Origin of the sequence: Hymenobacter arizonensis (assembly GCF_900115775.1) — a bacterium.
GTDB lineage: Bacteria > Bacteroidota > Bacteroidia > Cytophagales > Hymenobacteraceae > Hymenobacter > Hymenobacter arizonensis.
Genome location: NZ_FOXS01000002.1, coordinates 139,939 through 162,137, shown reverse-complemented (window position 1 = coordinate 162,137; position 22,199 = coordinate 139,939). Strand labels below are relative to the sequence as shown.

Annotated in this window: 20 protein-coding genes; 9 read left to right on the top strand and 11 right to left on the bottom strand. The window is 56.7% G+C overall.

The features are described 5' to 3' along the window. Positions 1 to 22 precede the first annotated feature (22 nt). The 3 genes from BMZ66_RS07200 to BMZ66_RS07190 form a co-directional block, all read right to left on the bottom strand. Positions 23 to 721: a tyrosine-protein phosphatase gene (locus BMZ66_RS07200; RefSeq protein ID WP_234795013.1), complete on the bottom strand. Its 699-nt coding sequence runs from the start codon at positions 719 to 721 to the stop codon at positions 23 to 25. Between the two features lie 79 nt (positions 722 to 800). After that, positions 801 to 3,311 carry a polysaccharide biosynthesis tyrosine autokinase gene (locus tag BMZ66_RS07195; protein ID WP_092670597.1) on the bottom strand — a complete coding sequence of 837 codons (2,511 nt, stop codon included), beginning with the start codon at positions 3,309 to 3,311 and terminating at the stop codon, positions 801 to 803. Positions 3,312 to 3,374: 63 nt separating this feature from the next. After that, complete coding sequence (locus BMZ66_RS07190) at positions 3,375 to 4,370, bottom strand: polysaccharide biosynthesis/export family protein (RefSeq protein ID WP_143080089.1); 996 nt, start codon at positions 4,368 to 4,370, stop codon at positions 3,375 to 3,377. 177 nt (positions 4,371 to 4,547) lie between these two features. Between BMZ66_RS07190 and BMZ66_RS07185 the strand changes: the two genes are divergently transcribed. From BMZ66_RS07185 to hpf, 4 genes are all read left to right on the top strand, one after another. Beyond that, positions 4,548 to 5,693: an acyl-CoA dehydrogenase family protein gene (locus BMZ66_RS07185; RefSeq protein ID WP_092670593.1), complete on the top strand. Its 1,146-nt coding sequence runs from the start codon at positions 4,548 to 4,550 to the stop codon at positions 5,691 to 5,693. Between the two features lie 240 nt (positions 5,694 to 5,933). Further along, positions 5,934 to 6,128: a 30S ribosomal protein S21 gene (rpsU, locus tag BMZ66_RS07180; RefSeq protein ID WP_035564799.1), complete on the top strand. Its 195-nt coding sequence runs from the start codon at positions 5,934 to 5,936 to the stop codon at positions 6,126 to 6,128. 164 nt (positions 6,129 to 6,292) lie between these two features. Continuing rightward, the gene (locus tag BMZ66_RS07175; RefSeq protein WP_092670591.1) at positions 6,293 to 7,171 is read left to right on the top strand and encodes a tyrosine-type recombinase/integrase; all 879 of its coding nucleotides are present in this window, start codon (positions 6,293 to 6,295) and stop codon (positions 7,169 to 7,171) included. A 36-nt stretch (positions 7,172 to 7,207) separates the two neighbouring features. Then, complete coding sequence (gene hpf, locus BMZ66_RS07170) at positions 7,208 to 7,513, top strand: ribosome hibernation-promoting factor, HPF/YfiA family (protein WP_092670589.1); 306 nt, start codon at positions 7,208 to 7,210, stop codon at positions 7,511 to 7,513. A gap of 97 nt (positions 7,514 to 7,610) precedes the next feature. Here hpf and metK read toward each other — a convergent pair whose 3' ends face one another. The 4 genes from metK to BMZ66_RS07150 all read right to left on the bottom strand — a co-directional run bounded on the left by metK (position 7,611) and on the right by BMZ66_RS07150 (position 11,725). Then, the gene (gene metK, locus BMZ66_RS07165) at positions 7,611 to 8,873 is read right to left on the bottom strand and encodes a methionine adenosyltransferase (RefSeq protein WP_092670587.1); all 1,263 of its coding nucleotides are present in this window, start codon (positions 8,871 to 8,873) and stop codon (positions 7,611 to 7,613) included. Positions 8,874 to 9,063: 190 nt separating this feature from the next. Next, positions 9,064 to 9,798 (bottom strand): SDR family NAD(P)-dependent oxidoreductase, encoded by a 735-nt coding sequence (locus BMZ66_RS07160; RefSeq protein ID WP_092670585.1) that lies wholly within the window; start codon positions 9,796 to 9,798, stop codon positions 9,064 to 9,066. A gap of 74 nt (positions 9,799 to 9,872) precedes the next feature. Beyond that, positions 9,873 to 11,084, bottom strand: coding sequence for a class I SAM-dependent methyltransferase (locus tag BMZ66_RS07155; protein ID WP_092670583.1), 1,212 nt, complete (start codon positions 11,082 to 11,084; stop codon positions 9,873 to 9,875). Positions 11,085 to 11,113: 29 nt separating this feature from the next. Beyond that, entirely contained in the window at positions 11,114 to 11,725 is a 612-nt protein-coding gene (locus BMZ66_RS07150) for a hypothetical protein (protein WP_092670581.1), read from the bottom strand. A gap of 155 nt (positions 11,726 to 11,880) precedes the next feature. Here BMZ66_RS07150 and BMZ66_RS07145 point away from each other — a divergent pair, with 155 nt between their 5' ends. Both BMZ66_RS07145 and ahcY read left to right on the top strand, forming a co-directional pair. After that, a complete protein-coding gene (locus BMZ66_RS07145; protein WP_092670579.1) occupies positions 11,881 to 12,630 on the top strand; it encodes a DUF4397 domain-containing protein in 750 nt (249 codons plus the stop codon). Positions 12,631 to 12,769: 139 nt separating this feature from the next. Then, positions 12,770 to 14,089: an adenosylhomocysteinase gene (ahcY, locus tag BMZ66_RS07140; RefSeq protein WP_092670577.1), complete on the top strand. Its 1,320-nt coding sequence runs from the start codon at positions 12,770 to 12,772 to the stop codon at positions 14,087 to 14,089. Positions 14,090 to 14,156: 67 nt separating this feature from the next. Here the strand turns inward: ahcY and BMZ66_RS07135 are convergent, their stop codons facing one another. The 4 genes from BMZ66_RS07135 to BMZ66_RS07120 form a co-directional block, all read right to left on the bottom strand. After that, the gene (locus BMZ66_RS07135; protein ID WP_092670575.1) at positions 14,157 to 15,230 is read right to left on the bottom strand and encodes an LLM class flavin-dependent oxidoreductase; all 1,074 of its coding nucleotides are present in this window, start codon (positions 15,228 to 15,230) and stop codon (positions 14,157 to 14,159) included. A 61-nt stretch (positions 15,231 to 15,291) separates the two neighbouring features. Further along, complete coding sequence (locus BMZ66_RS07130; RefSeq protein WP_177204633.1) at positions 15,292 to 17,523, bottom strand: prolyl oligopeptidase family serine peptidase; 2,232 nt, start codon at positions 17,521 to 17,523, stop codon at positions 15,292 to 15,294. A 125-nt stretch (positions 17,524 to 17,648) separates the two neighbouring features. Then, entirely contained in the window at positions 17,649 to 18,716 is a 1,068-nt protein-coding gene (locus BMZ66_RS07125; protein WP_092670573.1) for a hypothetical protein, read from the bottom strand. A gap of 60 nt (positions 18,717 to 18,776) precedes the next feature. Beyond that, complete coding sequence (locus tag BMZ66_RS07120; RefSeq protein WP_092670571.1) at positions 18,777 to 19,784, bottom strand: sugar phosphate nucleotidyltransferase; 1,008 nt, start codon at positions 19,782 to 19,784, stop codon at positions 18,777 to 18,779. Between the two features lie 184 nt (positions 19,785 to 19,968). Between BMZ66_RS07120 and BMZ66_RS07115 the strand changes: the two genes are divergently transcribed. From BMZ66_RS07115 to BMZ66_RS07105, 3 genes are all read left to right on the top strand, one after another. Continuing rightward, a complete protein-coding gene (locus tag BMZ66_RS07115) occupies positions 19,969 to 20,547 on the top strand; it encodes a LemA family protein (protein WP_092670569.1) in 579 nt (192 codons plus the stop codon). 123 nt (positions 20,548 to 20,670) lie between these two features. Next, positions 20,671 to 21,129, top strand: coding sequence for a TPM domain-containing protein (locus BMZ66_RS07110; protein WP_092670567.1), 459 nt, complete (start codon positions 20,671 to 20,673; stop codon positions 21,127 to 21,129). Beyond that, positions 21,126 to 21,989 carry a TPM domain-containing protein gene (locus BMZ66_RS07105; protein WP_092670565.1) on the top strand — a complete coding sequence of 288 codons (864 nt, stop codon included), beginning with the start codon at positions 21,126 to 21,128 and terminating at the stop codon, positions 21,987 to 21,989. Before BMZ66_RS07110 ends, BMZ66_RS07105 begins: the two co-directional genes overlap by 4 nt. Positions 21,990 to 22,199 lie beyond the last annotated feature (210 nt).

Here is a 22,199-nt window from a genome sequence, read left to right as displayed (position 1 = left end):
CCAGCAATTAACCACCATCGGCTCAAAGCGTTTTGTTCAGCAGCGGCAGTTGCAACAGCTTCTGCATGTAAGGCTGGGGCAGCGTTCGATGGAGCAAGGTTTCGGTGTGTCGCAAATGATGTGTGTCGGTGCCCACAAAATCAACTAGCTCTCTATCAATCAGCTCTTCGGCGACCTTTTTAGCTGCTGGCGAATAATACCCAGCGAGCGAGTTCAAGTTGAGTTGCAGCAGCACACCGTAGTCGCGCCGCATTGCTTCGATTTCGGCAAAGCGGCCATATAAGTACGTGTAACGCTCCGGATGCGCCAACACTGGGGTGTATCCTTGGGCCTTGAGTTCAAAGATGATTTCGAACAGATTGAGTGGCTCGTTCATGTACGAAGTCTCAAAAAGCAGATAACGCTTTTCGCCCCCGAACGTGAGCATTTCGGTGCCATCGACTAGCTTCCGGCCCAGAAACTCATCAAGGTAATATTCGGCTGCGCACTCAAGAACCACATCCCCCAAGCCGGCCGTCGCGGCGGCTTCGCGCAATACCTGCAAGGCTGCCCGCACTCCTTCGGGGGTGTTTTTATAAAAGTCGCCCATGATGTGGGGCGTCATTATCAACTTGCGAAGTCCCATACCGCGAAGGGCGCGCAGCAGGTCTAGCGAGTGCTCCACGGTCTCAGCACCATCGTCAAGGCCTGGCAATAAGTGCGAATGCATGTCGGCTTCCAACCCTGCTAAAGAGGGCAAAATTGCCGGTGCCGCCGGCTTACCCCCAAAAAGCCGTTGCAGAAGCGAAGCCATAAATGAATCAGTTGAAAAACTTCTTCAGCTTTTCACCGAAGGTGAGCGGCCTAGCCTCTGGCTCTTCGTAATACCCCTGCCCATAACCGCCATAAGCGCCGTAGCCGTACCCGTAGCCATAACCGTAGCCGTACCCAGAGCCGCGTGCACTAGCATCGTTGAGAATGGTGCACATGCGCGTCAAATTGTTGCTGCGCATAAGTCGGTTCATGTTCTTGATAAATGCCTTGCGGGAATACTCCGCGCGCACAATGTATAGCGGAATATCAGCTTTGCGCATTATCAAGATGCCATCTGTAACCAATCCCACTGGAGGCGTATCAATCAGGATAACATCGTAAGTCAGGTACAACTCCTGAATCATCTGGTCGAACTTATCACTCAGAATCAACTCCGACGGATTTGGAGGAGTTGGGCCTGCCGAAATAAACTGCATAGACTCGATAGAAGTGGGTTGTATACATTCCTGAACGCTATGCCGCTCGATGAGAATAGTGCTTACTCCTTTCACGTTCTGGGCGCCAAAAGCAAGGTTGACTTTAGGCTTGCGCATGTCCAAGTCGAGGATAACCACCCGCTGACCCGAAAGAGCGATGATACCACCCAAATTCACGGTCACAAACGTTTTGCCTTCCCCGGATATGGTTGATGTAACGGAAATCATCCGCTTCTTCTTCGCAGAGCTGATGAAGTCCAGGTTTGTTCGAATGGAGCGAATCGACTCCGATATAGCAGACTTTGGGTTTTTGTCCACAACTAGGCGTGACACCTCCATTTTCTCTTTATCATAGGTCGGTATGATGCCTAATACCGATGCTTTGGTATTACGCTCTAGCTCCCGCACATTAGTGATAGTATTATGCATGAAGTAGCGCACTGCAATCAATCCTAAGCCAAGCAGCAACCCTCCCGCCAAGCCCGAAGCATACACAATAAGCCGATTAGGAGAGATAGGCGCAGAAGGAGGCGAAGCCGGCGAAAGGATTTGAAAGTCAGCAGTGGTACCGGCTTGTTCAATATTAAACTGAACTTTTCGGTCCATTAACTGCAGAAAAAACTTATCGTACAGGCCCATAGGGCGCTGGAGTCGGGCCAGTTCGGTGCCTTTAGCAGGAAGGCTTTGCAAGTCGCCGTTAAGGCGGTTTCGCTGCTGGTCAAGTCGGCTAAGCTCGTTGCGTAGCAGTTTTTGACTTTGGCGGAGTAAGCGACTCACAGCCGTCCGGGCATATTCAATATCGGCCTTGGTCCGTTGTACGGTTTCGGTTTTGTCGGTGTAGGAACGCGAGATGCGCCGCAAGTTCCACTGCAGGTTATTGAGTTCGTTGAGCTGCTGAAGTAGTTGCGCATCTTCAATGCCTACAATGGCCGGCATGCTTTGCTCCACGGTTTGGGTTTCGTCACGAGTCAGGCGGTCCTGGCGAGCCATCACCTCTATTTCGGTCAGCAAAATCATCTTGTCGGTGAGTTTGAGCCGTTCTGCTTCGAGCTTCTCCATTTTGCCAGAAATGGCCTCCAACTCTGCTCTCGTATCGTAAGTACCGGTTTTCTGAACAAAGCTTTGGAGCCGGTCCTCGGCCCGTTCTAGATTTTGACCGTTCTCATCCAGGATTTGGTCCAGAAATTTGAGCTGATTACGTGTCGCTTCATTCTTGCGCGTCACCTTCTCCACCAAATACAAAGAGTCAATTTTATTGACGATATCCTGCGCCTTGGTAGGGTTAAAGTCGTTGAACGATATCTGGATGGTATTTGCCTCCGGATTGACTATTTCCACCGCCAGGTTTTTATCCAGATACTGGTTAACGGCGCCATCACTCAGAATTGTAAAGTGATAATTTTCGTCCTGCACATCGCCCTTAAGTGCTGGTGTACCAACTATCTGCAGCGTAATGCCCGATAAATCAATTGTTTGTCCCAGTGCATACTCACCGCTTGTAGGTCGTCCCTGACCCATGAATTCAAGGATAAAGCGCTGTTTATTGATAAATCTTAAATCGAACTTTCGATTGTAGAGCGACGGGTCAGTGATTTTGTAAATCACCTTGAAAGGCGAGGTGCCGTATAGCTCGGCCTCGAGCACTGTACCCTGCACATAGTAATTAACATCTAAGGCCAGAGAGTCCTTCAACCGCCGATAAATGATATTGGATTTAATTACTTCTACCTCACCTGCCAACTTGCCTCCTCGTCCTTTATCAGCTGCAGCGGGGGCCATTTGTCCGGCTAACCCTAACGCACTGCCTTCGTTCCGCTCGTCTATTTTGAGCAGCGACTGTGACTTATAAACGGGTTTGGTGTAGCGTAAATACAACCACGAAGCTGTGAGTCCTAACGCAATCAGCAAAATCAGCCACAATAAGCTACGTCGAGCTACTAGCACGAGAGTAGATATATCCAAACTGGCCGAGTCATCCTCAGGGTCGGCCCCGCTGGAGGCGGGAGTCTCCGGAGGAGCCGCACTTCCGCCGGTCGCATTACGGATGAGTTCTTCTAATTCGGTATTCTCGTTTATGGCCATTGTGGTGATAGCGCCAAATTTAGGCTAGATAAATAATTAAAGAGTATTTATGCTACAGGCATATTACCTTCTTACTTGGCTGATAATAAAGAACGTAGTAGTAAGTAAAATGGACGATAAACTAATTATAGGGCCTATGTCAACTAATGCGTCAAGAAGTGGGCGGCGAATGGGCTCTACATAGACAATGTCATTCGGCTCTACTTGAAGATTGGCCCGACGCATGCCGTCCAGCGTTGATAAATCAATTTGCTGAACGCGAGGGTTTTTCAAGTTGCCCCGAATAATACGAATGTTGTTGGCTCTGCCACCGTTGCGATATAAACCAGCACCACCGCCACCGTTGCCGTCTACCCCACCTGCCAATGCTAATACTTCAAGGAGGTTCATGTTGTCATTGGTCAAAGCAACAACTTGGCCACCAGTAGCTCCCAATACAATTACCCGATTGTTGGTCACTCGAGTGGTCACGAAGGCTTCTTTGTAGAACTCGTTGTAAAGTCCTGCTAACACGCTGTCAGCCTCCAAAAGGGTCAGTCCGCTCACGCGCACCATATTCACCATTGGGAGTTTCACAACGCCATCTGCCTGCACCAAAAACTCAGAGCCACCCGATGAAGCGCCGGCGCCTTGGCCCGTGTTGCGAACAGGGCCACGCGCGGCCCCGGCCGGGGCCGCGCCACGGCTTGGGATGCCACCAGCAGGCTGGCCAAATTGCAACTCTCCATTAGGGTCGAGGATACGTTCTCCTTTGTTCGTGTTCACCCGTACTTCCAAAAAGTCATTGGGTTGAATGACATAATTACGTTCCGAGCGGTTCACTGCGATGCGTAATTTGGTGCTGTCCAACTGCCTGCCCTGGCTGTCGGTAAGGCGAAACAGGGTGCGCTGATTATAATACTTTGTGCTGGCACACGAAGAAAAGAGCAGCATGGCGGGCAGCGCTAGCAGCCACAGCCGCCCAAGGCTACGAAGAAAGGAGGTCGGCATGAAGGCCAATTGGAAGAAGGGCGAATAGAAAAAATGAAAAAATGACCTTGCAAGCCATATTCTCTTCAAAAAGCCTCAAAAGTAACTCTTTTGGCGTGCCCATTCAACTACAGCTTGTTACGAAGGGCAGCCCTCCTGTCTTTTCAACTGCTTAAATCGTACTTTCGCGGAGCCAAAACCAACAGTTAGTGGTTATGGTCATACTTCACTCTACTTTTCTCAAATCCCACCACTATTAACCCCTACATGGAAGCCGTAGCCACTGAAAACCAAACCATGATTGCGCAAATGGTGCGCGATTTTGGCGCCCAGCACATCAAGCCCAATATGATGAAATGGGATGAGAGCCAGGAGTTTCCCATCGACGTATTTCACAAGCTCGGCGAACTGGGCCTTATGGGCGTGCTAGTACCCCAGCAGTACGGCGGTTCTGGCTTTGGCTACATGGAGTACGTGACAGCCATTGCCGAGCTAGCCAAGATTGACGGCAGCATTGGCCTGAGCATGGCGGCGCACAACTCGCTATGCACTGGCCACATCCTGCAACATGCTTCCGAAGAGCAAAAGCAGAAGTACCTGCCCAAGCTTGCTTCGGGCGAATGGATTGGTGCCTGGGGCCTTACCGAGCCGAATACCGGCTCCGACGCTGGCAACATGCGCACCACAGCCGTGCTCGATGAGAGCGGGGATTATTATATTATTAACGGCGCGAAAAACTTCATTACGCACGGCAAATCTGGCAACGTGGCCGTGGTTATTGTGCGCACCGGCGAAGTTGGCGACTCGCACGGCATGACGGCTTTCATTATTGAGCGCGGCACGCCGGGCTTTGAAGCCGGCCGCAAGGAAGATAAGCTCGGCATGCGGGCTTCGGAGACCACCGAGTTGATTTTTACCGACTGCAAAGTGCCTAAGGAGAACGTGATTGGCAAGGTGGGCGACGGCTTTGTGCAGTCGTTGAAGGTGCTCGACGGCGGCCGCATCAGCATCGCGGCCTTGAGCCTGGGCATTGCTCAGGGTGCTTTCGAAGCTGCCACGCAGTACAGCAAAGAGCGCTACCAATTCAATCAGCCCATCAGCAGCTTTCAGGGGATTGCCTTCAAACTAGCAGACATGGCCACCGAAATTGAGGCGGCAAGCCAACTCACGTACCGGGCCGCCGACATGAAGGACCGTGGCTTGAACGTGAACCTGGAATCGGCAATGGCTAAGCTCTACGCGTCCGAAGTATGTGTACGCGTTGCCAACGAGGGTGTCCAGATTTTCGGTGGTTATGGCTACACCAAAGACTATCCGGCAGAGAAATACTACCGCGATGCTAAGTTGTGCACCATCGGCGAAGGCACTAGCGAAATTCAGAAGCTGGTAATCGCCCGAGCATTGCTGAAGTAACCTTGCATAGCTGAGGCACGAAGCCATTTACCAACGCAAGGGTTAACTCTTCTTCAGTGGTAAAATGCTCCGTGCCTCATCAGGGCAGGCGCTGTGTCGGCAAAGCTCTAGAAAGTCATTGACTCCGCTCAGCATGACGTTCTTAAATAGTTAGAGTGTTCGGAATCTTAAACTTTTCTACTTATCTTTGCGGCCCGATTTACTCGGCTCCCCTCCTGAAAATCTCCCTCATTCCCTGATATGATTATCATTCAAATCAAAGACAACGAATCGGTTGACCGCGCCCTGAAGCGCTTTAAAAAGAAGTTTGAGCGCACTGGCGTGCTGAAAGAGCTGCGTCGCCGTACCTTCTTCCAGAAGCCCAGCATCACGGAGCGTAAAATGAAGCAGAAGGCTGTTTACAAGCTCGCCACCTACGGTCAGCCCAACGAATAGTCCGAAACTTCGGGTACCGTTAGTATTGTAAAAACCGGCTGGTTTGCTTTATAAGCAAGCCGGCCGGTTTTTTCGCGTCCATACAGCAGTGGTTTATTTGCTGGAAAATAAAAAACTAGTACATTGGATGCCCGGCCCGAACGCTGGGCATTTTTGGTGTTGGTATGGATGCTTTTTTTGATTACTTACGCTTTGAGCGGCGCTACAGTCCGCACACAGTGACTTCCTATCAAACGGACCTGGGGCAGTTTGCAGCTTATCTGAAGTCGGCCTTTGAGCTGACCGACCCGGCGCAGGCCACGCACCCGCTGATTCGCGGTTGGGTGGTGGAGCTGATGGAGCAAAACCTGGACCCGCGTACCGTGAACCGCAAAGTGGCTTGCCTGCGCTCCTACTACAAGTTTTTGTTGCGCACCGGAAGCATCGCAGCTAACCCCATGCTGCGCATCAAGGCGCCGAAAATGGCCAAGAAGCTGCCCGAGTTTGTGCCCGAGGAAGCACTGAATGGGCTGTTAAACTCCTTTGAGTTTGGGGACGACTTTGCCGGCCGGCGCGACCAGCTGGTGTTGGAAATGCTGTATGGTACCGGCATTCGTTTATCAGAGCTCATTGGCATTCATGCAGAAGACGTGAGCTTGGGCGCTGGCACGGTGCGCGTCACCGGCAAGGGCAATAAGCAACGTCTTGTCCCACTGAATCCTTCGCTGAAGCTGGTGATAGAACAGTACCAATTGCAGCGGGCGCAGGAGTTTGGTGCCACGGCGGGCCCCCTGTTGCTTACCGACAAAGGCGAGCCCATGTATGAGAAATTTGTGTACCGGACGGTGCAGCGCTACCTAAGCCAGATTACCACCTCGAAAGCTCAGCAACACCCTCACGCCCTGCGCCATGCATTTGCAACGCATTTGCTGGGCAAAGGAGCCGACCTCAACTCCATTAAAGAGCTGTTGGGCCACGCCAGCTTGGCAGCTACGCAGGTGTACACGCACCTGTCCGTCGACAGGCTGAAATCCGTATTTGAACAGGCCCACCCACGGGCTTGATTTTGTTTATCCTTTTACCTTTTAACCAACTGCTTTATGAAAGTACAGATGCATTCGGTGCACTTCGACGCCGACAAAAAATTGCTTGACTTCGTGCAGCAACGACTCAATAAGCTCGAGACTTTTTATGATAAGGTAACCGGTGGCGAGGTTATTATGCGCCTCAATAACAAGGATGGAATTGACAACAAAACCGTGGAAATAAAGCTGCTTGTGCCCGGCAGTACGCTCTTCAGCCAAGAAGATGCCGCTTCGTTTGAAGCCGCCGCCGATGCCGCCGCCGAGAGCCTGCGTCGCCAGATTACCCGGTACAAAGAGAAGACCCTCAGCTACAAAGTGTAGCGTGCATCACGCTAGAGCATAGTAATAGAAAAGGCCCCGTTTGCTTCGAAGCAAACGGGGCCTTTTTCAATCTTTCCGGTCTAGACCGAAGCGCGGCTTAGAGGGCGAATTCAGTTTTAATCTGAGGCACGTAATCCAACTTCTCCCAGGTAAAGGTTTCGAAGGTCTTTACGCTGCCATCTTTCATGGTGGTTTGTACGGTGCCGGGCTGACGGCCCATGTGGCCGTACGCTGCTGTCTGGCCGAAAATGGGGTTCTGCAGGCCGAAGCGCTGCACAATGGCATAAGGACGCAAGTCAAACAGCTTGTTTACCTTCTCAGCAATTTCACCATCGGTGAGGGTTGCTCCGGTGCTGCCTTTGGCTTTGGTGGTGCCGTAGGTAGTCACGAATACTCCCACGGGTTGCGCTACGCCAATGGCGTAGGCTACTTGCACCAGCACCTGGTCGGCTACGCCGGCCGCCACCAGGTTTTTGGCAATGTGGCGAGCTGCGTAAGCCGCCGAGCGGTCTACTTTGGAAGAGTCCTTGCCCGAGAAAGCTCCGCCGCCGTGCGCACCCTTGCCGCCGTAGGTATCCACAATGATTTTGCGGCCAGTGAGGCCGGAGTCGCCGTGGGGACCGCCGATGACAAACTTGCCAGTAGGGTTGATATGGTAGATAATCTGGTCAGTGAACAGGCCCTGGGCATCGGCGCTCAGCCCGGCTTTCACGCGGGGGATGAGGATGGAAAGCACATCGGCTTTAATCTGGTCGAGCATCACATTCTCCGAGGCGTCGAACTCGTCGTGCTGGGTGCTGATAACGATGGTGTCGATGGCTTCGGGACGGTGGTCGTCGGAGTAGCGAATCGTGACCTGGCTTTTGGCGTCGGGGCGCAGGTAGGTCATGTCGCGGCCTTCGCGGCGGATGGCCGCCAGCTCCTGCAGCAGACGGTGCGACAGGTCCAGGGCCAGCGGCATGTAGTTTGCCGTTTCGTGGCTGGCGTAGCCGAACATCATGCCCTGGTCGCCGGCGCCCTGGTCTTCGTCCTTGGCGCGTTCCACGCCCTGGTTGATATCCGGCGACTGCTCGTGCAGGCGGTTCATCACCTCACAGGTTTCGGCGTTGAACAGGTATTCGGGCTTGTCGTAGCCGATGCGGCGGATGGTTTCGCGAATAATCGGCTCGGCATCAACGTGAGCAGTAGACTTTATTTCGCCGGCAACAAGGGCGAAGTCCGTCGTTACAAGGGTCTCACAGGCAACTTTGGCGGTAGGGTCCTGGCGGAGGTACTCGTCGAGGATGGCGTCGGAAATCTGGTCAGCGACTTTATCGGGATGGCCTTCCGAAACCGATTCGGAAGTGAACAGATAGGGCATTGAAAGCGCGAAAAGTGCAAAGAGAAAAGAGAATGGCAGCCGCCCGAGCCGTATTGGATAGGGGGTTGCGCTGCAAAACTACGGAAATACAAGCTACCAACCACTGCAAATGCGATGAGAGAACCTCGTAACGTTCAAGGGCAACCATTGCCAACCCTGCGCAAGAATAAATTTTAGGACAAAAAATCGGCTATAGTTGGGCCAGGCGACCGCCGTCTACAGTAAGCGTGGTGCCGTGAATGAAACTGGCTTCATGAGAGGCCATGAAGGCAATAGCTGCAGCCAATTCTTCGGGTTTGCCTACTGTTGCTTTGTCAATGGTTTCGTTGCCGTTTTTCACATTGGGGTTGTTCCAGAGCATGGGAGTGTCCACGGCGCCAGGTGCTACGGCGTTGATGCGGGTTTTCCGAAAGTCGAGTTCGCGGCTCATTCCCCTTACAAACGCTTCCATGGCGCCCTTGCTGGTGGCGTAGGGTACCACGCCGGCAGTGGTTTGGTGGGCATGCACGGAGCTGATGGCCACAATAGCGCTGCCTTTTGGCATGTGCGGCAAGCACAGTTGGGTGAGCTGCGCCAGCGAACGAAGATTAACCAGCATCAATGTATCCCATTTTTCCAGCGGTAGGTCTGCGAGTGGCTCAAAGGTCATCATGGCGGCGTCGCACACCAGCACGTCTACCCGGTGGTACTTGGTTATTACTTCGTGCACGGTATCGGCTATTGCCTGGGAATCGGCCAGGTCACAGGCCAGGAAAATGGCCTTGCCGCCGTTCTTGGTGATGATGTCGACGGTCTCGGCGCCATCGGCTGGGTCGCGCCCCAGTGCCACTACCGTGGCTCCTTCTGCGCCTAGTCGCACGCAGGTAGCACGGCCAATGCCGGAGGTTCCGCCCGTAACCAGGCACACTTTATCTGTAAATCGCATTGCACGAGGGTTAATGAAAGAGACCTGCGCTAAAGCAGGCCCCTTTTACACAAAGCATTTATCCGAAACTAAGTTTAAGCAATGCCTATCACCGGCGCTTGCATCTTTTCGCACACCAGCACCACCGGGCGGCCCCGCAGGTCGGTAGTAGCGAAGAGGTAAAGCTCGCCTCCCTCGCGGATGCCCGTGTGGCGCCGGAAGTCAGCCACCGATTCGGGGAAGTTGCGCGTGGTAACGTGCGCCCTGGCCTCGGGGCCCAGGTAGGCTTTGAGCGCAGCGCCGTCGGCTTTTTCTACGGCCCGCACCCGAAAGATGCGCCCCGGGAAATCGGCCCGTAGCACGTCGGAAGTATAGAGGTGGCTGTGCTGATGCAGCTTCAAGAGCTCAAAGGCGGTGCCGATGCTACGGAAGGCACCCGCTTTGAGCACGGCGGCATTGGGCTCGTAGAGAAACTGCTGGGCTTCGGCGTAGCGGGGCGTGGCCCGGGCTTCGCGGGCGCGGTTGAGCCGAAACTCCTGCTGCGTGCCGTCGCGGCGCAGGTTGATGGCGTAGCGCTCGGGGTCGACGGCAGGCTCCTGGCCCAGCTCGTACAGCACTTCCTTCACCTCGTTGTCGACGGCCAGCACCCACAGGCGGCGCACGTGGCCGAGGCCCTGGACGGCGTGCTCAATGTCGAGCATGGGCGAGGTCTTGAGAAGAACCTTGTCGGCTTTGTGCAGCAGCAGGGGCAGCAACTTCACTACATCGGGCTCGCAGTCGCGCAGTAAAAAGATTTTGCGGGCGGCCGTATCGCGCCGGGCGGGGTCGAGGTAAAGCCAGTCGTAGTGATGCGGGGTGCTTTTGAGAAACGCCAGCGCGTCTTCGGCATGCACCGCCACATTGTGTACGCCCAACTGCGCCAGGTTGTAGGTGACAATAGCAGCCAACTTGGGGTCGCGCTCCACATAATCAACCTGACCCACCCGGGCGGCAAAATGGGCCGTGTCGGCCCCGAAACCGCCGGTGAGGTCGGCCAGCCGTTCGCCGTCAACCAGGTTCGCCTTGAAAGCGGCGGTGCGGGCCGACGATGCTTGCTCGACGGATAAAGCCGGGGGGAAAATCAGCTCGGGGTTGTCGGCCCATTCGGGCAGCTTGGTGCGGGCCTTTTGGCGGGCCTGAATTTGGCGTACCAGCTCGGGAACGGGCAGGCCGGGGTGGCGGCGGGCTTGAAGGGCCAGGTGGGCGGGGTCGTCGTGCAGATGCGCGGCCACGTAGCGCCTGGCCGCTTCGGGCAAAGGGTATTCCATGGATAAACGTATACGATGAAACGGAGCCTTTAGCGCACGGCCCAGCGCAAAGCCAGCAGCGGCCGCCCCATGGGCGAGGTTCCGAGGCCCACAGAAGTGGGTTTTAAGCGGGGCCAAAAACCGCTCTGAGCAACGCCGGAGTTGTACGCCGAAACGGCACGCTGCATGTAGCTATTGGTGTTACGATTGATAAAAAGAGTGGCCAATACACTTGTGGCGAATACTCCGATGGCTACTTTTTGGGTGCTATTAAAGTATTGCGCCTCGCCGTTGGCAAAAATCTGCTGGCCGTACAAGCCAAAAGCGCCCACCGCCACGACCCGGTCAATAAGGAAAATGGCTTTTTGGCGGCGGTATTTGTTCAGGTAAGCCAAGGCCTCGGCATTACCGGCCAGATAGGGCCGGAGCTTTTGGCCGAAAAAACCAGCGCTCTGATATTGGCTGCCACTCTGGCCGGGAGGCAGAAAATCGAAATTGTGTTGATGGCCGTTGAGCCCGCGCTCAGCGTCCTCAGGACTTAAGCGGATAGTAGCCGGACTTTTCTGTGCCTGAACGGATGCAACAGAAGAAAAAAGCAGGGCTGCGATAGCCGCGCCGCGTAGCTTCCGGGTGAGCATGGGCTGTTGGAGGTTTTCAGGCATAGCGCAAAGATAGACGGGCAATAGAGGCCGCAAGGGCAAGGCTGGCTCCTTGGCTTTCTTCTTTGATAGCCAACAAAGCAGGCTTGTTGTACGTTCAGGCCGGGCCGGCCGGGCGTTTTTGGTTGGCAGGTTTCATCCTTAAGTCGAGATTCTTTATGGAAACATCCTTCATGCTTCGCCGTGCCTTCCAGGCTCTTCTACCGGCTACTCTGTTGCTGACCGCATGCAGTAAAGACGACGTACCGGCCGCGCCGGCCCCTGACCAAGGCCGGGTACTGATTTCGCACGCTGCAGCGGCCGCCAATACCCAGGTTACTGCATTTGTAAACGACCAGCAGGTAGGCCAGCTCAATTATGGCCAGACTAGCTCTTACTTGAACGTGAATGCCGGCACACCTACGTTGCGCATCAACAATGGCGCGCAGCAAGTTGCAACACAACCTCTGACAGTCGCCAAAGACCAGAACTATTCAGTCTTTGCTTTCTCGCCTACTGCCACTGTTGGCAGTGTGAATTTGCTCACCGTTATCGATGACCTGACAGTTCCCGCTTTAGGTACCGCAAAAGTGCGCCTTGTACACTTGGGCGTAAGCGCAACTTCGCCAGTGCGGCTATCGATTCCACCGGCCACGCCCACGGGCGCCCCAAACGATTTGACCACCGATGTTGCCTTTGGTGCCGCTTCGCCGTTTGTTGCTGTAAATGCCGGGCCGCTTAACCTTGCGGTATACAACACCGGAGCGCCCCGCACCCAAGTGGTAGCGGTGGGCGAAGGCACGGGTTCAGGTACGGGTACTAGAAACTTTGAGGCCGGGAAAATCTACACGGTGGTGGTGCGAGGAATTGCTGGTTCAGGTGTGCCCACGGCGCAGCAGATTCAGGCCGTTATTATCAGCAATAATTAAATTTTGGCGAAGCGCTTAATAAAGCGCCATCCTTTCTAAAGCCTGCATCCAACCGGTGCAGGCTTTTTCGCGTCGTCATCCTTGAACAAAACGAGTATCTTTGTAGTTAGACCCCGATACTAATCAACTAACCTGCATCATGGTGGAAACCACGACGAAAACGTACGTTCCGTACAAAGTAAAGGACATGAGCCTGGCCGAGTGGGGCCGTAAGGAAATCCGTTTGGCCGAGGCCGAAATGCCCGGCTTGATGAGCCTGCGCGAGGAGTTTGGTGCTGCCCAGCCGTTCAAAGGCGCGCGCATTGCCGGCTGCCTGCACATGACCATCCAGACTGCGGTGCTCATCGAAACCCTCAAGGCGCTGGGCGCGGAGGTGACGTGGTCGTCGTGCAACATCTTCTCGACCCAGGACCACGCTGCTGCGGCCATTGCCGCCGCCGGCATCCCGGTGTATGCCTGGAAGGGCATGAACGAAGAGGAGTTCAACTGGTGCATCGAGCAGACGCTGTTCTTCGGTGAAGACCGTCAGCCGCTGAACATGATTCTGGACGATGGCGGTGACCTGACTAACATGGTGCTGGACAAGTACCCCGAGCTCGCCGCTGGCATCAAAGGTGTTTCGGAAGAGACTACCACCGGTGTGCTGCGCCTGTACGAGCGGGTGAAGAACGGCACGCTGTCGTTCCCTGCCATCAACGTAAACGACTCGGTAACGAAATCGAAGTTTGACAACAAGTACGGCTGCAAAGAGTCGGCTGTGGACGCTATCCGTCGGGCTACTGACGTGATGATGGCCGGCAAAATTGCGGTAGTAGCCGGCTACGGCGACGTAGGAAAAGGCACTGCTGCCTCACTGAGCGGCGCGGGTGCCCGCGTAATCGTGACCGAAATTGACCCCATCTGCGCCCTGCAGGCCGCCATGGACGGCTACGCTGTGAAGAAGCTAGTGAACGCCGTGAAGGAAGCCGACATCGTGGTGACGGCTACCGGCAACTGCGACATCCTCACCGAGGAGCATTTCCGCAGCCTGAAAGACAAAGCCATTGTCTGCAACATCGGCCACTTCGACGATGAGATTGACATGGCGTGGCTGAACGGCAACTACGGCCACACCAAAGACACGGTGAAGCCCCAGGTTGACATCTACACCATCGAGGGCAAAGAAGTAATCATTCTGGCTGAAGGCCGCCTCGTGAACCTGGGCTGCGCCACCGGCCACCCTTCTTTCGTGATGTCAAACTCGTTCACCAACCAGACCCTGGCTCAGCTAGAGCTGTGGCAGAACGCCAGCCAGTACGAAAACCAAGTGTACACCCTGCCCAAGCATTTGGACGAGAAAGTAGCACGTCTGCACCTCGCCAAAATTGGCGTGGAGCTGGACGAGCTGACGACCAAGCAGGCCGACTACATTAAAGTGCCGGTAGAAGGTCCGTTCAAGTCGGATTTGTACCGCTACTAGTAGCTAGCAGCAAGAACTGAAAAGGCCGCCGAAGCATTGCTTCGGCGGCCTTTTGCTTTGGCAATATTTAAGCTTGGGTTGGTTCGGAGGGGGTGAGATTTGCTTGCTGAATGCCTAGCGCCGCGCGTACAGCGGGGGCCACTTGGGTGCCAAATAGCTCAATGGAGCGCAGCACACTCTGGTGCGGAATGCCTTCCAGCACCAACTGGGCCAGGAAGCGTGTGTTGTGGAAGAAGCTGTGTAGGTTCAGCAGCTTATCGGTGATTTCCTGGGGCGCGCCCACAAACAGCGGCCCCTCGGGCCCGCACAGGAAGTCAAAGTGGCGACGGTCCATGGGCGACCAGCCGCGCTCGCGGCCAATGCGGTTCATGAGTTGCGAATAGGGCGGAAAGAATTCGTCGGCCGCTTGTTTAGACGTGTCTGCTATGTGGAAGTGGCAGTTGAGGCAAAGCGGCAGTTGAGCAGCATCGTGGCCGGCTTGCTGGGCCGATTCGCGGTACAGCTCCGCGAAGGGCACATAGCGCTCGGGCGCTCCGCCGAGGATGGCAATAGTGAGCGGCAAGCCTAGCTTGCCCGCCCGCACCGCCGAAGCCGGCGTACCACCTATGCCAATCCAGACTGGGAGCTTAGGCTGCACTGGGCGCGGGTACACGCCCTGGGCCGCGATGGCGGCGCGGTGCTTGCCCTGCCAGGAAACTACTTCGCTGGCATTGATTTTCAGCAGCAAACTCAGCTTCTCGACAAACAGCTCGTCGTAGTCGTTGAGGTCGTAGCCGAACAAGGGATAGGATTCAATGAAGGAGCCCCGCCCGGCTAATATCTCGGCGCGGCCGTTAGATATCAAATCCACGGTGGCAAAGTTCTGGAAGGTGCGCACGGGGTCAGCAGAGCTTAGCACCGTGACGGCGCTGGAAAGCCGAATGCGCTTGGTGATGGCTGCTACCGCCGCGAGGATGACTTCCGGGGATGAGATGATGAAATCGGAGCGGTGGTGTTCGCCCAAGGCCAGCACGTCGAGCCCCACTTCATCGGCCAGCTTGGCCAGGGCCAGGAGTTCCTGCATGCGTTGGGCCGCGCCGCGGTCGCTGCCGGCTACGTGGGCTGGGGCTACTTCCCCGAAGGAGCTGATTCCTAATTCCATAAATTAATTTTATCAAAAAAAACAGTGTGAGACGCACGAACGCCTCCATTGCAAAGAAGATTTACTGCACTGCAGGCGTTACGCCCATGTTGGCGTAGCAGAAGCTCCACACGTCGGCCCACTCGGCTATTTGCAACTGAGTGCTTTTGCCGGCGCCGTGACCGGCATTTACGTCTACGCGGATTAGGGTGGGGTTGGGGCCGTCGTTGGCGGCCTGCAGTGCAGCGGCGAACTTGAAGGAGTGCGCGGGTACCACTCGGTCGTCGTGGTCGGCGGTGGTGACCATGGTGGCGGGGTAGCTGGTTTTGGGCTTGAGGTTGTGCAGGGGGGAGAAGGCCAGCAGGTTTTTGAACTGCGCCTCGTTGTCGGAGGTGCCGTACTCGGGGGCCCAGTTCCAGCCGATGGTGAATTTCTGGTAGCGCAGCATGTCCATGACGCCCACGGCAGGCAGGGCCACTTTGCAGAGGTCGGGGCGTTGGTTCATGGTAGCACCCACCAGCAGGCCGCCGTTGGAGCCGCCAGCAATGGCCAGGTGGTTGTAGTCGGTGTACTGGTTGGTCTTGAGGTATTCGGCGGCGGCTATAAAGTCGTCGAACACGTTTTGCTTGTTGGGTGTCATGCCGGCCTGGTGCCAGGCTTCGCCGTATTCGCCGCCGCCGCGCAGGTTGGGAATGGCCAGAATGCCGCCATTTTCGAGCCACAGCATGCGCGCCACCGAGAAGCCGGGCGTTAGGGACACGTTGAAGCCGCCATAGGCGTAGAGGTAGGTCGGGTTCTTGCCGTTGCGCGTCACCCCTTTTTTGTGCACGATGAACATGGGAATCTTCGTGCCGTCCTTGCTGGGGTAAAACACTTGGGTGGTCACGTAATCCTGCGGGTTCACGTCCACTTTTGGCGCCCGGAGTACGGTGCTGGTGTTGGTGGCCAGGTCGTATTTGTAAATCGTGGTGGGGTAGGCGAAGGAGGTGAAGGCGTAGTACACCACCTTGTCGGTACGCCGGCCGCCGAAGCCACTGGCCGTGCCGATGGCGGGCAGCTTTACGTCGTGCTGAAACTGGCCCTGGTCGGAGTACACTTTCACCTGGGAGCTGGCGTCGTTCAGGTAATCGGCCACGAGGCGGCCGCCCACGTGGCTCACGCTTTCGAGCTTGTTTTTGCTTTCGGGTAGTACCTCGCTCCAATTTGCCTCATGCGGCTTCTTGGGGTCGATACGCACCACGCGGTAGTTGGGTGCCTTGTAATTGGTGTACACCAGCACCTCGCCGCCCACATTGCCGATGACGGTGTTGTTGAATTCGTATGACGAGATGAGCGTGGTCCAGGTGGCGGCTTGCTTCGGGTCGGTGAGGTCGCGCACCTGCAGGCGGTTGCCGTCCGATTTGCCATCGGTGAGGTAGAGGCTCAGGAACCGCTCGTCTTCGGTGGCACCGGCTATGCGGAAGCCCAGGGCCATTTTGGGGTTTTCGTACACCAGCTTGTCGGCCGATTGGGGCGTGTTCAGCTGGTGGAAATACACCTTGTGGTATTCATTTTTGCCCGATAGGTTGTTCTCGCCGGCTTTAGGAGCATCGTAGCGGCTATAGTAAAAGCCCTTCTTGGTCCAAGAGGTGCCCGATACTTTCACCCAGTTCAATTCTTCGGGCAGCAGCTTGTTGGTTTGCAGGTCAAGGATGCGGACTTTGTGCCAGTCAGAGCCGCCGCCGCTGGTGGCGTAGGCCAGGTAGCGGTGGTCGTTGCTGAACTCCATGCCGGCCAGCGCCGTGGTGCCGTCTTTGGAAAACTTGTTGGGGTCGAGCAGCACCCGGGGCTCCTCGGTGCCGCGCTGGCGGTACACCACCGCCTGGTTTTGCAGGCCGTCGTTTTTGGTGAACACCAGTTCTTCGCCCACCTGCTCGGGCACGCCGTAGCGCTCGTAATTCCAGATTTTGGTGAGGCGCTCCCGAATTTTGTCCCGAAAGGAAATCTGGTTCAGGTAGCCGAAAGTGATTTCGTTTTGGGCCGTAACCCAGGCCTTGGTTTCGGGCGAGTCGAGGTCTTCGAGCCAGCGGTACGGGTCGGGAACGACGGTGCCAAAATAAGTATCGGTAACGTTGGCTTTGCGGGATTCAGGGTATTTCACGGGAGGAATGGCAAGGAGGGCAAGCCCAGCCTGGCGACGTGGCTCGCCGCGCTCAGGGCTCGTCATTTCGGTGAGGGCTTGGTTGCTAGGCAGCGTGTTGCGCTCGGGCTTCGAGCCGGCCCGGCAGGCTGCCATGGCTGCCAGCGCGGCAAACAAAGGAATGGCAGCTTTCATGAACACGAAGGATTAGGATAGGGTTGGACCGATTACCGCTCACGCAAGGATGCGCCGCTTACAAAGCGCCGGGGTATGCAAAGCCAACTAGCAAATTTTATGCGCGGAATGAGGCCCCCGCGGTATTAGTCCATCTGAACGTCGTCAGCCACCGCTTTAGGCGAGTGGTTGCCGGCTGACCCCTCAACGGTGGCGGCAGCAGCGGGTTGCGTCGTGGCAGCAGCAATGAGCTCGGGTAGGTTGGCCCGCAGCCACCGCAACTCTTCGTCGACGCGCTGGCTTACCAAACGTTCTACTTCCAGCCGCTGGGCGGGGCTCAGGTGGTCAGGGGCGGCGGCTGCCGGGGCCGCACCGGAGGCGGGAGCCGCCGCCAGCACCAGGGCTTCGGCGCGCTTGAGGCGGGCCGCTGAATCAGCGACGGCAGCTTGAGTTTCCGCTGCGGAGGCCTGGGCTGCGGTAGCGGCTTGCTTGGCGGTGAGCGTTTCGCGGCGCTGCTGGCGGCGCCAGTGGCCCAGCGTTACGCGCAGCATGATGTAGAGCACGAGGCTCAGAATGCCCAGAATGAGAGCCAGAGGCGCCGCAAAGCGGTTGAGCAAGCTCTCGGTGCCAGTGACTGCCTGCGCGGCCAAGGTGCCACCGGCGTCGCGCTCGGCGGCGGCCTGGGCTTCGGCGGCTTCTACGGGGCCTAGGGTCGAGCTGGCGGTGGCGGTGGTGTCGGCCGTTTCGGGCATCATGGCGGCGGGCACGTCGCCGGGGGGCGTGCCACTCACCACATAGTTGTTGAGGGCGGTTTCGAGGGCGGCCACGCGGGCCATGCGCTCGGGGTCGCGCCGGCGGGCCGGGGAGCCTTTCAGCTTGCTGATAATGGCCTTGGTGAGGGCTGAGAGCCGGGCTTGGTTGTCTTTTTTGCCGACGTAAATGCTGCCGCGGCCTTCAATGGGCTGGTAGAGCACGCTATACACGCGCAAGCTGTCGGGGCGAATGCTGGCGGCTAGGGCGTTGAGATTGGCGCCGCTGCAGCGCACGGTGCTTTTGAGGTTGGGGCGGCCGGCGTCGTCGTACACAAAGCGCACGGTGGCGCACCAGATTTGCACCTTCGATTCGTCAATCGAGGGCTGGCCCAAGGGTGTTTGAGCAGAAGCCAGCAGGGGCAGGGCGGTGGCGCAGGCAAAAAGCAGGCGGCGGAAAATCATGCGCGAGGGAAGTAATTGGAAACCGAAAAGTACGAAAACGTGCGCCTAGTCCCGCTGCGTCTAGCTATAATCAATCTCGGTATTGTCCCCGATGTTAAGCGAGTGGTTCATGCCCTTAAACGAGGCGTCGGAGCCCACGATGCAGTCGTGCATCACGGCCGAACTCAATTCGGAGTAAGTTCCGATGATAGAGTCGCTCAATATGCAGTTTTTGATGATGGTTTTGTCGCCAATGGCCACGTTCGGGCCGATAATGGAATGCGAAATCTGACAGCCACGCCCAATGCTGACCGGGGGAATAATCACCGCGTCGGGGAATTCCGAGTAGTCGCGCGGCTCCAGAAACTCTGCCGTGTTGAGCAGGCGGGCGTTGGCTTCGAGCAGGGTGTCTTTGCGGCCGCAGTCGAACCAGTTGTCCACGGGGCAGGTCGTCATCACCTCGCCTTCCTCAATGAGGTGCATGAGGGCGTCGGTGAGCTGCAGCTCGCCGTGGGTGCGCACGTCGGTGTCGTAAAGCCATTCGAGGGCGCGGGCCAGCTTTTCGGGATAAGCCAGCTTGTACAGACCCACCATGGCGAAGTTCGACTTGGGAATTTTTGGTTTCTCCACCACCTTGGTTACCCGCCCCCCGGCCCCAGTCTCAACCAGGCCGAACATGCCGGGCGTCTTCACCTCTTTCACGGCCAGCACCGAGCCGGGCGTGGCGATGAGGGCCGTCAAGTCCACGTCCACGATGGTGTCGCCGAGCAGGATGAGGATGCCCTGGGGCTCGGGCTCGTGGCGGAACTCCTCGCGGGCCAGCCACAGCGCGTGGCCGATGCCCTCGCGGGGCTCCTGCACCACAAACGTGGCCTTGAGGTTGGGGTAGGTACGGCGCACATAGCGCACAATCTTGTCGCCCAGGTAGCCGACAATGAAGACAAAGTCGGTGATTCCGGCGGTTTGCAGCCTATCAATGATGTGGCCCAGAATGGTGTTGCCGGCCACCGGAACCAGGCTTTTAGGCTGGGTGTGGGTGTGGGGGCGCAGGCGCGAACCAATGCCAGCGACGGGAATAACAGCTTTCATTTAACGGAACGAGAGGCAGGGAATGGAGGGGAGGCGCTGAGCCAGCTTCGCAGCAAGCTACAACTACTGGGGCCAAGCTACGTATTTTGCGCCAAGCCCGGAATGAAACCAGGCCGGCGACCCCAGGTTTTGCGGTTGCCTTCATGCTAACTTCTCTTTCACACCCTTCATCTCATTTTTCTTCATGAAACGCTTCCTTCTTTACTTTGTGGGCTTGGCCCTGTTGCTTACCCAGTCGTCGTGTGGCTTTAATACCATGACGGAGAAAGAGCAGGCCGTTAAGGGCCAGTGGGCCAACGTGCAGAGCGCCTATCAGCGCCGCGCCGACCTGATTCCTAACTTGGTAAATACCGTGAAAGGTGCTGCCAAGCAGGAGCAGGCCACCCTCACCAGCGTGATGGAAGCCCGGGCCAAGGCCACCAGCGTGCAGATTTCGGCCGACCAGCTCACCCCCGAAAACATTGAAAAATTTCAGGCGGCGCAAAGCCAGCTTTCTTCGGGCCTGGGCCGGCTGCTGGCCGTGTCCGAGAACTATCCGGAACTGAAAACCAACGCCAACTTCCAGGAGCTGCAGGCTCAGATTGAGGGCACGGAAAATCGCATCAACGTTGAGCGTAACAAGTTCAATACCGCTACCAACGACTACAACGGCACGGTGAAGACCTTCCCCAACAACCTCTTTGCCAAGATGTACGGCTTCTCCGAGAAGCCTTATTTCGAAGCCGACGCAGCCGCGAGCAAGGCGCCCACGGTTCAGTTCTAAACCATTTAACAATTATCATTTAACAGTTAACAGTATGTCCAACTGCCGGACCATAACTTGACGCTTCTGTGCATTGGCGGGGTGTTGAATGATAATTGTTAGTTGTTAAATGATAATTGTAGAATGAAATCTCTCCTGACTCCCGAACAAGATGCGGCGCTGGTCGCGGCCATTCGCCAGGCCGAAGTCACGACTTCCGGCGAAATCCGGGTGCATCTGGAAGATACTTGTCCCACGCCCGAGCCCCTGGACCGTGCCGCCCAGGTTTTCGGCGAACTGAATATGCACAAGACGGCCGCCCGCAACGGCGTACTGTTTTACTTGGCCTGGGAAAGCCGGCAGTTTGCCGTGATTGGCGATTCCGGCATCAACGCCGCGGTGCCCGACGACTTTTGGGAAACCACCAAGGAAACCGTGCTGACGCAGTTCCGGCGCGGCAACTACGTGCTGGGGCTCGAAGAGGGCATCAATAAAGTAGGGGAACAGCTCAAGCGCTACTTTCCCTACAACGCCACCACCGACCAGAACGAGCTGGACGATTCTATTTCTTTCGGCGGCTCAAAACCGTCTCCTGACGCATGAAAAATTCTGAGGCTAATGCCCAGTTGATAAAGCCACTTTGCACGGCCGCCCCTGGTTTTCAGTGGTGGTCCTTGCTGCTGGTGCTGCTGTGGCTGCTGCCTGCCGGGCTGGTTTCGGGCCAAACCGTTCCGCCGCGGCCAAACCCGCCGCGCCTGGTAAATGACCTGGCCAACCTGATGCAGCCCGGCGAAGCCGACGCCCTGGAGCGCAAGCTGGTGGCTTACAACGACAGCACGTCGTCGCAAATCGCCGTGGTGACCGTGCCCAATATCGACGGCAACGAAGTGGCCGACTACGCCCAGAAGCTGTACGAGGGCTGGGGCATTGGCCGCAAGGGTAAAAACAACGGCATCCTGATTCTGGTGGCCCAGCAGGAGCGGGTGGCCCGCATCCAAACCGGCTACGGCCTGGAGGGCGCCGTGCCCGACGCCATTGCCAAGCGCATTGTCAGCAACACCCTGGTGCCGGCTTTCCGCCAAAACCAGTACTATGCCGGCCTCGACCGTGCTACCGACCAGCTCATTGCCCTCGCCAAGGGCGAATACAAGGCCGACCCGGCCGATGCGCGCCCACGCGGCCGGCGCGACACTTCGGGCTCAGGCCCACCGTTCTGGCTGATAATCGGCATTCTGGCACTCATTTTCATCATGCTGCGCAAGCGGGGCGGTGGAGGTGGCCGGGGCGGCCGTGGTAACCGCGGTTTTGGTGGCGGCTTTGTGCCTCCCATCCTGTTCGGCGGGGGCGGTTTTGGCGGTGGTGGCGGCTTCGGCGGCGGTGGTTTTGGTGGCGGCGGAGGCGGTGGTTTCGGCGGCTTTGGCGGGGGCAGCAGTGGAGGCGGCGGTGCCAGCGGCAACTGGTAGCTGCAGGCTTAGCGCAGCTAAGGCTACGTACTTAAAAATATGCATTTGTTGAAAGCGGACCTGCGTGCAGGTCCGCTTTTTTATTGCTCACTACGCCCCTCCGATTACTCAGCTTGATTTAGAGCCCCAAAACAACGGGAGTTGGAAGCAACATTTCGGGCACCAACGCTCCGCTGCCAAGTGAGTTAGCAAAGGTGAGGGAATGGCGCG

Coding starts and splice junctions, on each gene's coding strand:
- BMZ66_RS07195 (WP_092670597.1), bottom strand. CDS start 3,311: ATGGCCATAAACGAGAATACCGAATTAGAAGAACTCATCCGTAATGCG.
- BMZ66_RS07185 (WP_092670593.1), top strand. CDS start 4,548: ATGGAAGCCGTAGCCACTGAAAACCAAACCATGATTGCGCAAATGGTG.
- rpsU (WP_035564799.1), top strand. CDS start 5,934: ATGATTATCATTCAAATCAAAGACAACGAATCGGTTGACCGCGCCCTG.
- BMZ66_RS07175 (WP_092670591.1), top strand. CDS start 6,293: ATGGATGCTTTTTTTGATTACTTACGCTTTGAGCGGCGCTACAGTCCG.
- hpf (WP_092670589.1), top strand. CDS start 7,208: ATGAAAGTACAGATGCATTCGGTGCACTTCGACGCCGACAAAAAATTG.
- metK (WP_092670587.1), bottom strand. CDS start 8,873: ATGCCCTATCTGTTCACTTCCGAATCGGTTTCGGAAGGCCATCCCGAT.
- BMZ66_RS07160 (WP_092670585.1), bottom strand. CDS start 9,798: ATGCGATTTACAGATAAAGTGTGCCTGGTTACGGGCGGAACCTCCGGC.
- BMZ66_RS07155 (WP_092670583.1), bottom strand. CDS start 11,084: ATGGAATACCCTTTGCCCGAAGCGGCCAGGCGCTACGTGGCCGCGCAT.
- BMZ66_RS07150 (WP_092670581.1), bottom strand. CDS start 11,725: ATGCCTGAAAACCTCCAACAGCCCATGCTCACCCGGAAGCTACGCGGC.
- BMZ66_RS07145 (WP_092670579.1), top strand. CDS start 11,881: ATGGAAACATCCTTCATGCTTCGCCGTGCCTTCCAGGCTCTTCTACCG.
- ahcY (WP_092670577.1), top strand. CDS start 12,770: ATGGTGGAAACCACGACGAAAACGTACGTTCCGTACAAAGTAAAGGAC.
- BMZ66_RS07135 (WP_092670575.1), bottom strand. CDS start 15,230: ATGGAATTAGGAATCAGCTCCTTCGGGGAAGTAGCCCCAGCCCACGTA.
- BMZ66_RS07130 (WP_177204633.1), bottom strand. CDS start 17,523: ATGAAAGCTGCCATTCCTTTGTTTGCCGCGCTGGCAGCCATGGCAGCC.
- BMZ66_RS07125 (WP_092670573.1), bottom strand. CDS start 18,716: ATGATTTTCCGCCGCCTGCTTTTTGCCTGCGCCACCGCCCTGCCCCTG.
- BMZ66_RS07120 (WP_092670571.1), bottom strand. CDS start 19,784: ATGAAAGCTGTTATTCCCGTCGCTGGCATTGGTTCGCGCCTGCGCCCC.
- BMZ66_RS07115 (WP_092670569.1), top strand. CDS start 19,969: ATGAAACGCTTCCTTCTTTACTTTGTGGGCTTGGCCCTGTTGCTTACC.
- BMZ66_RS07110 (WP_092670567.1), top strand. CDS start 20,671: ATGAAATCTCTCCTGACTCCCGAACAAGATGCGGCGCTGGTCGCGGCC.
- BMZ66_RS07105 (WP_092670565.1), top strand. CDS start 21,126: ATGAAAAATTCTGAGGCTAATGCCCAGTTGATAAAGCCACTTTGCACG.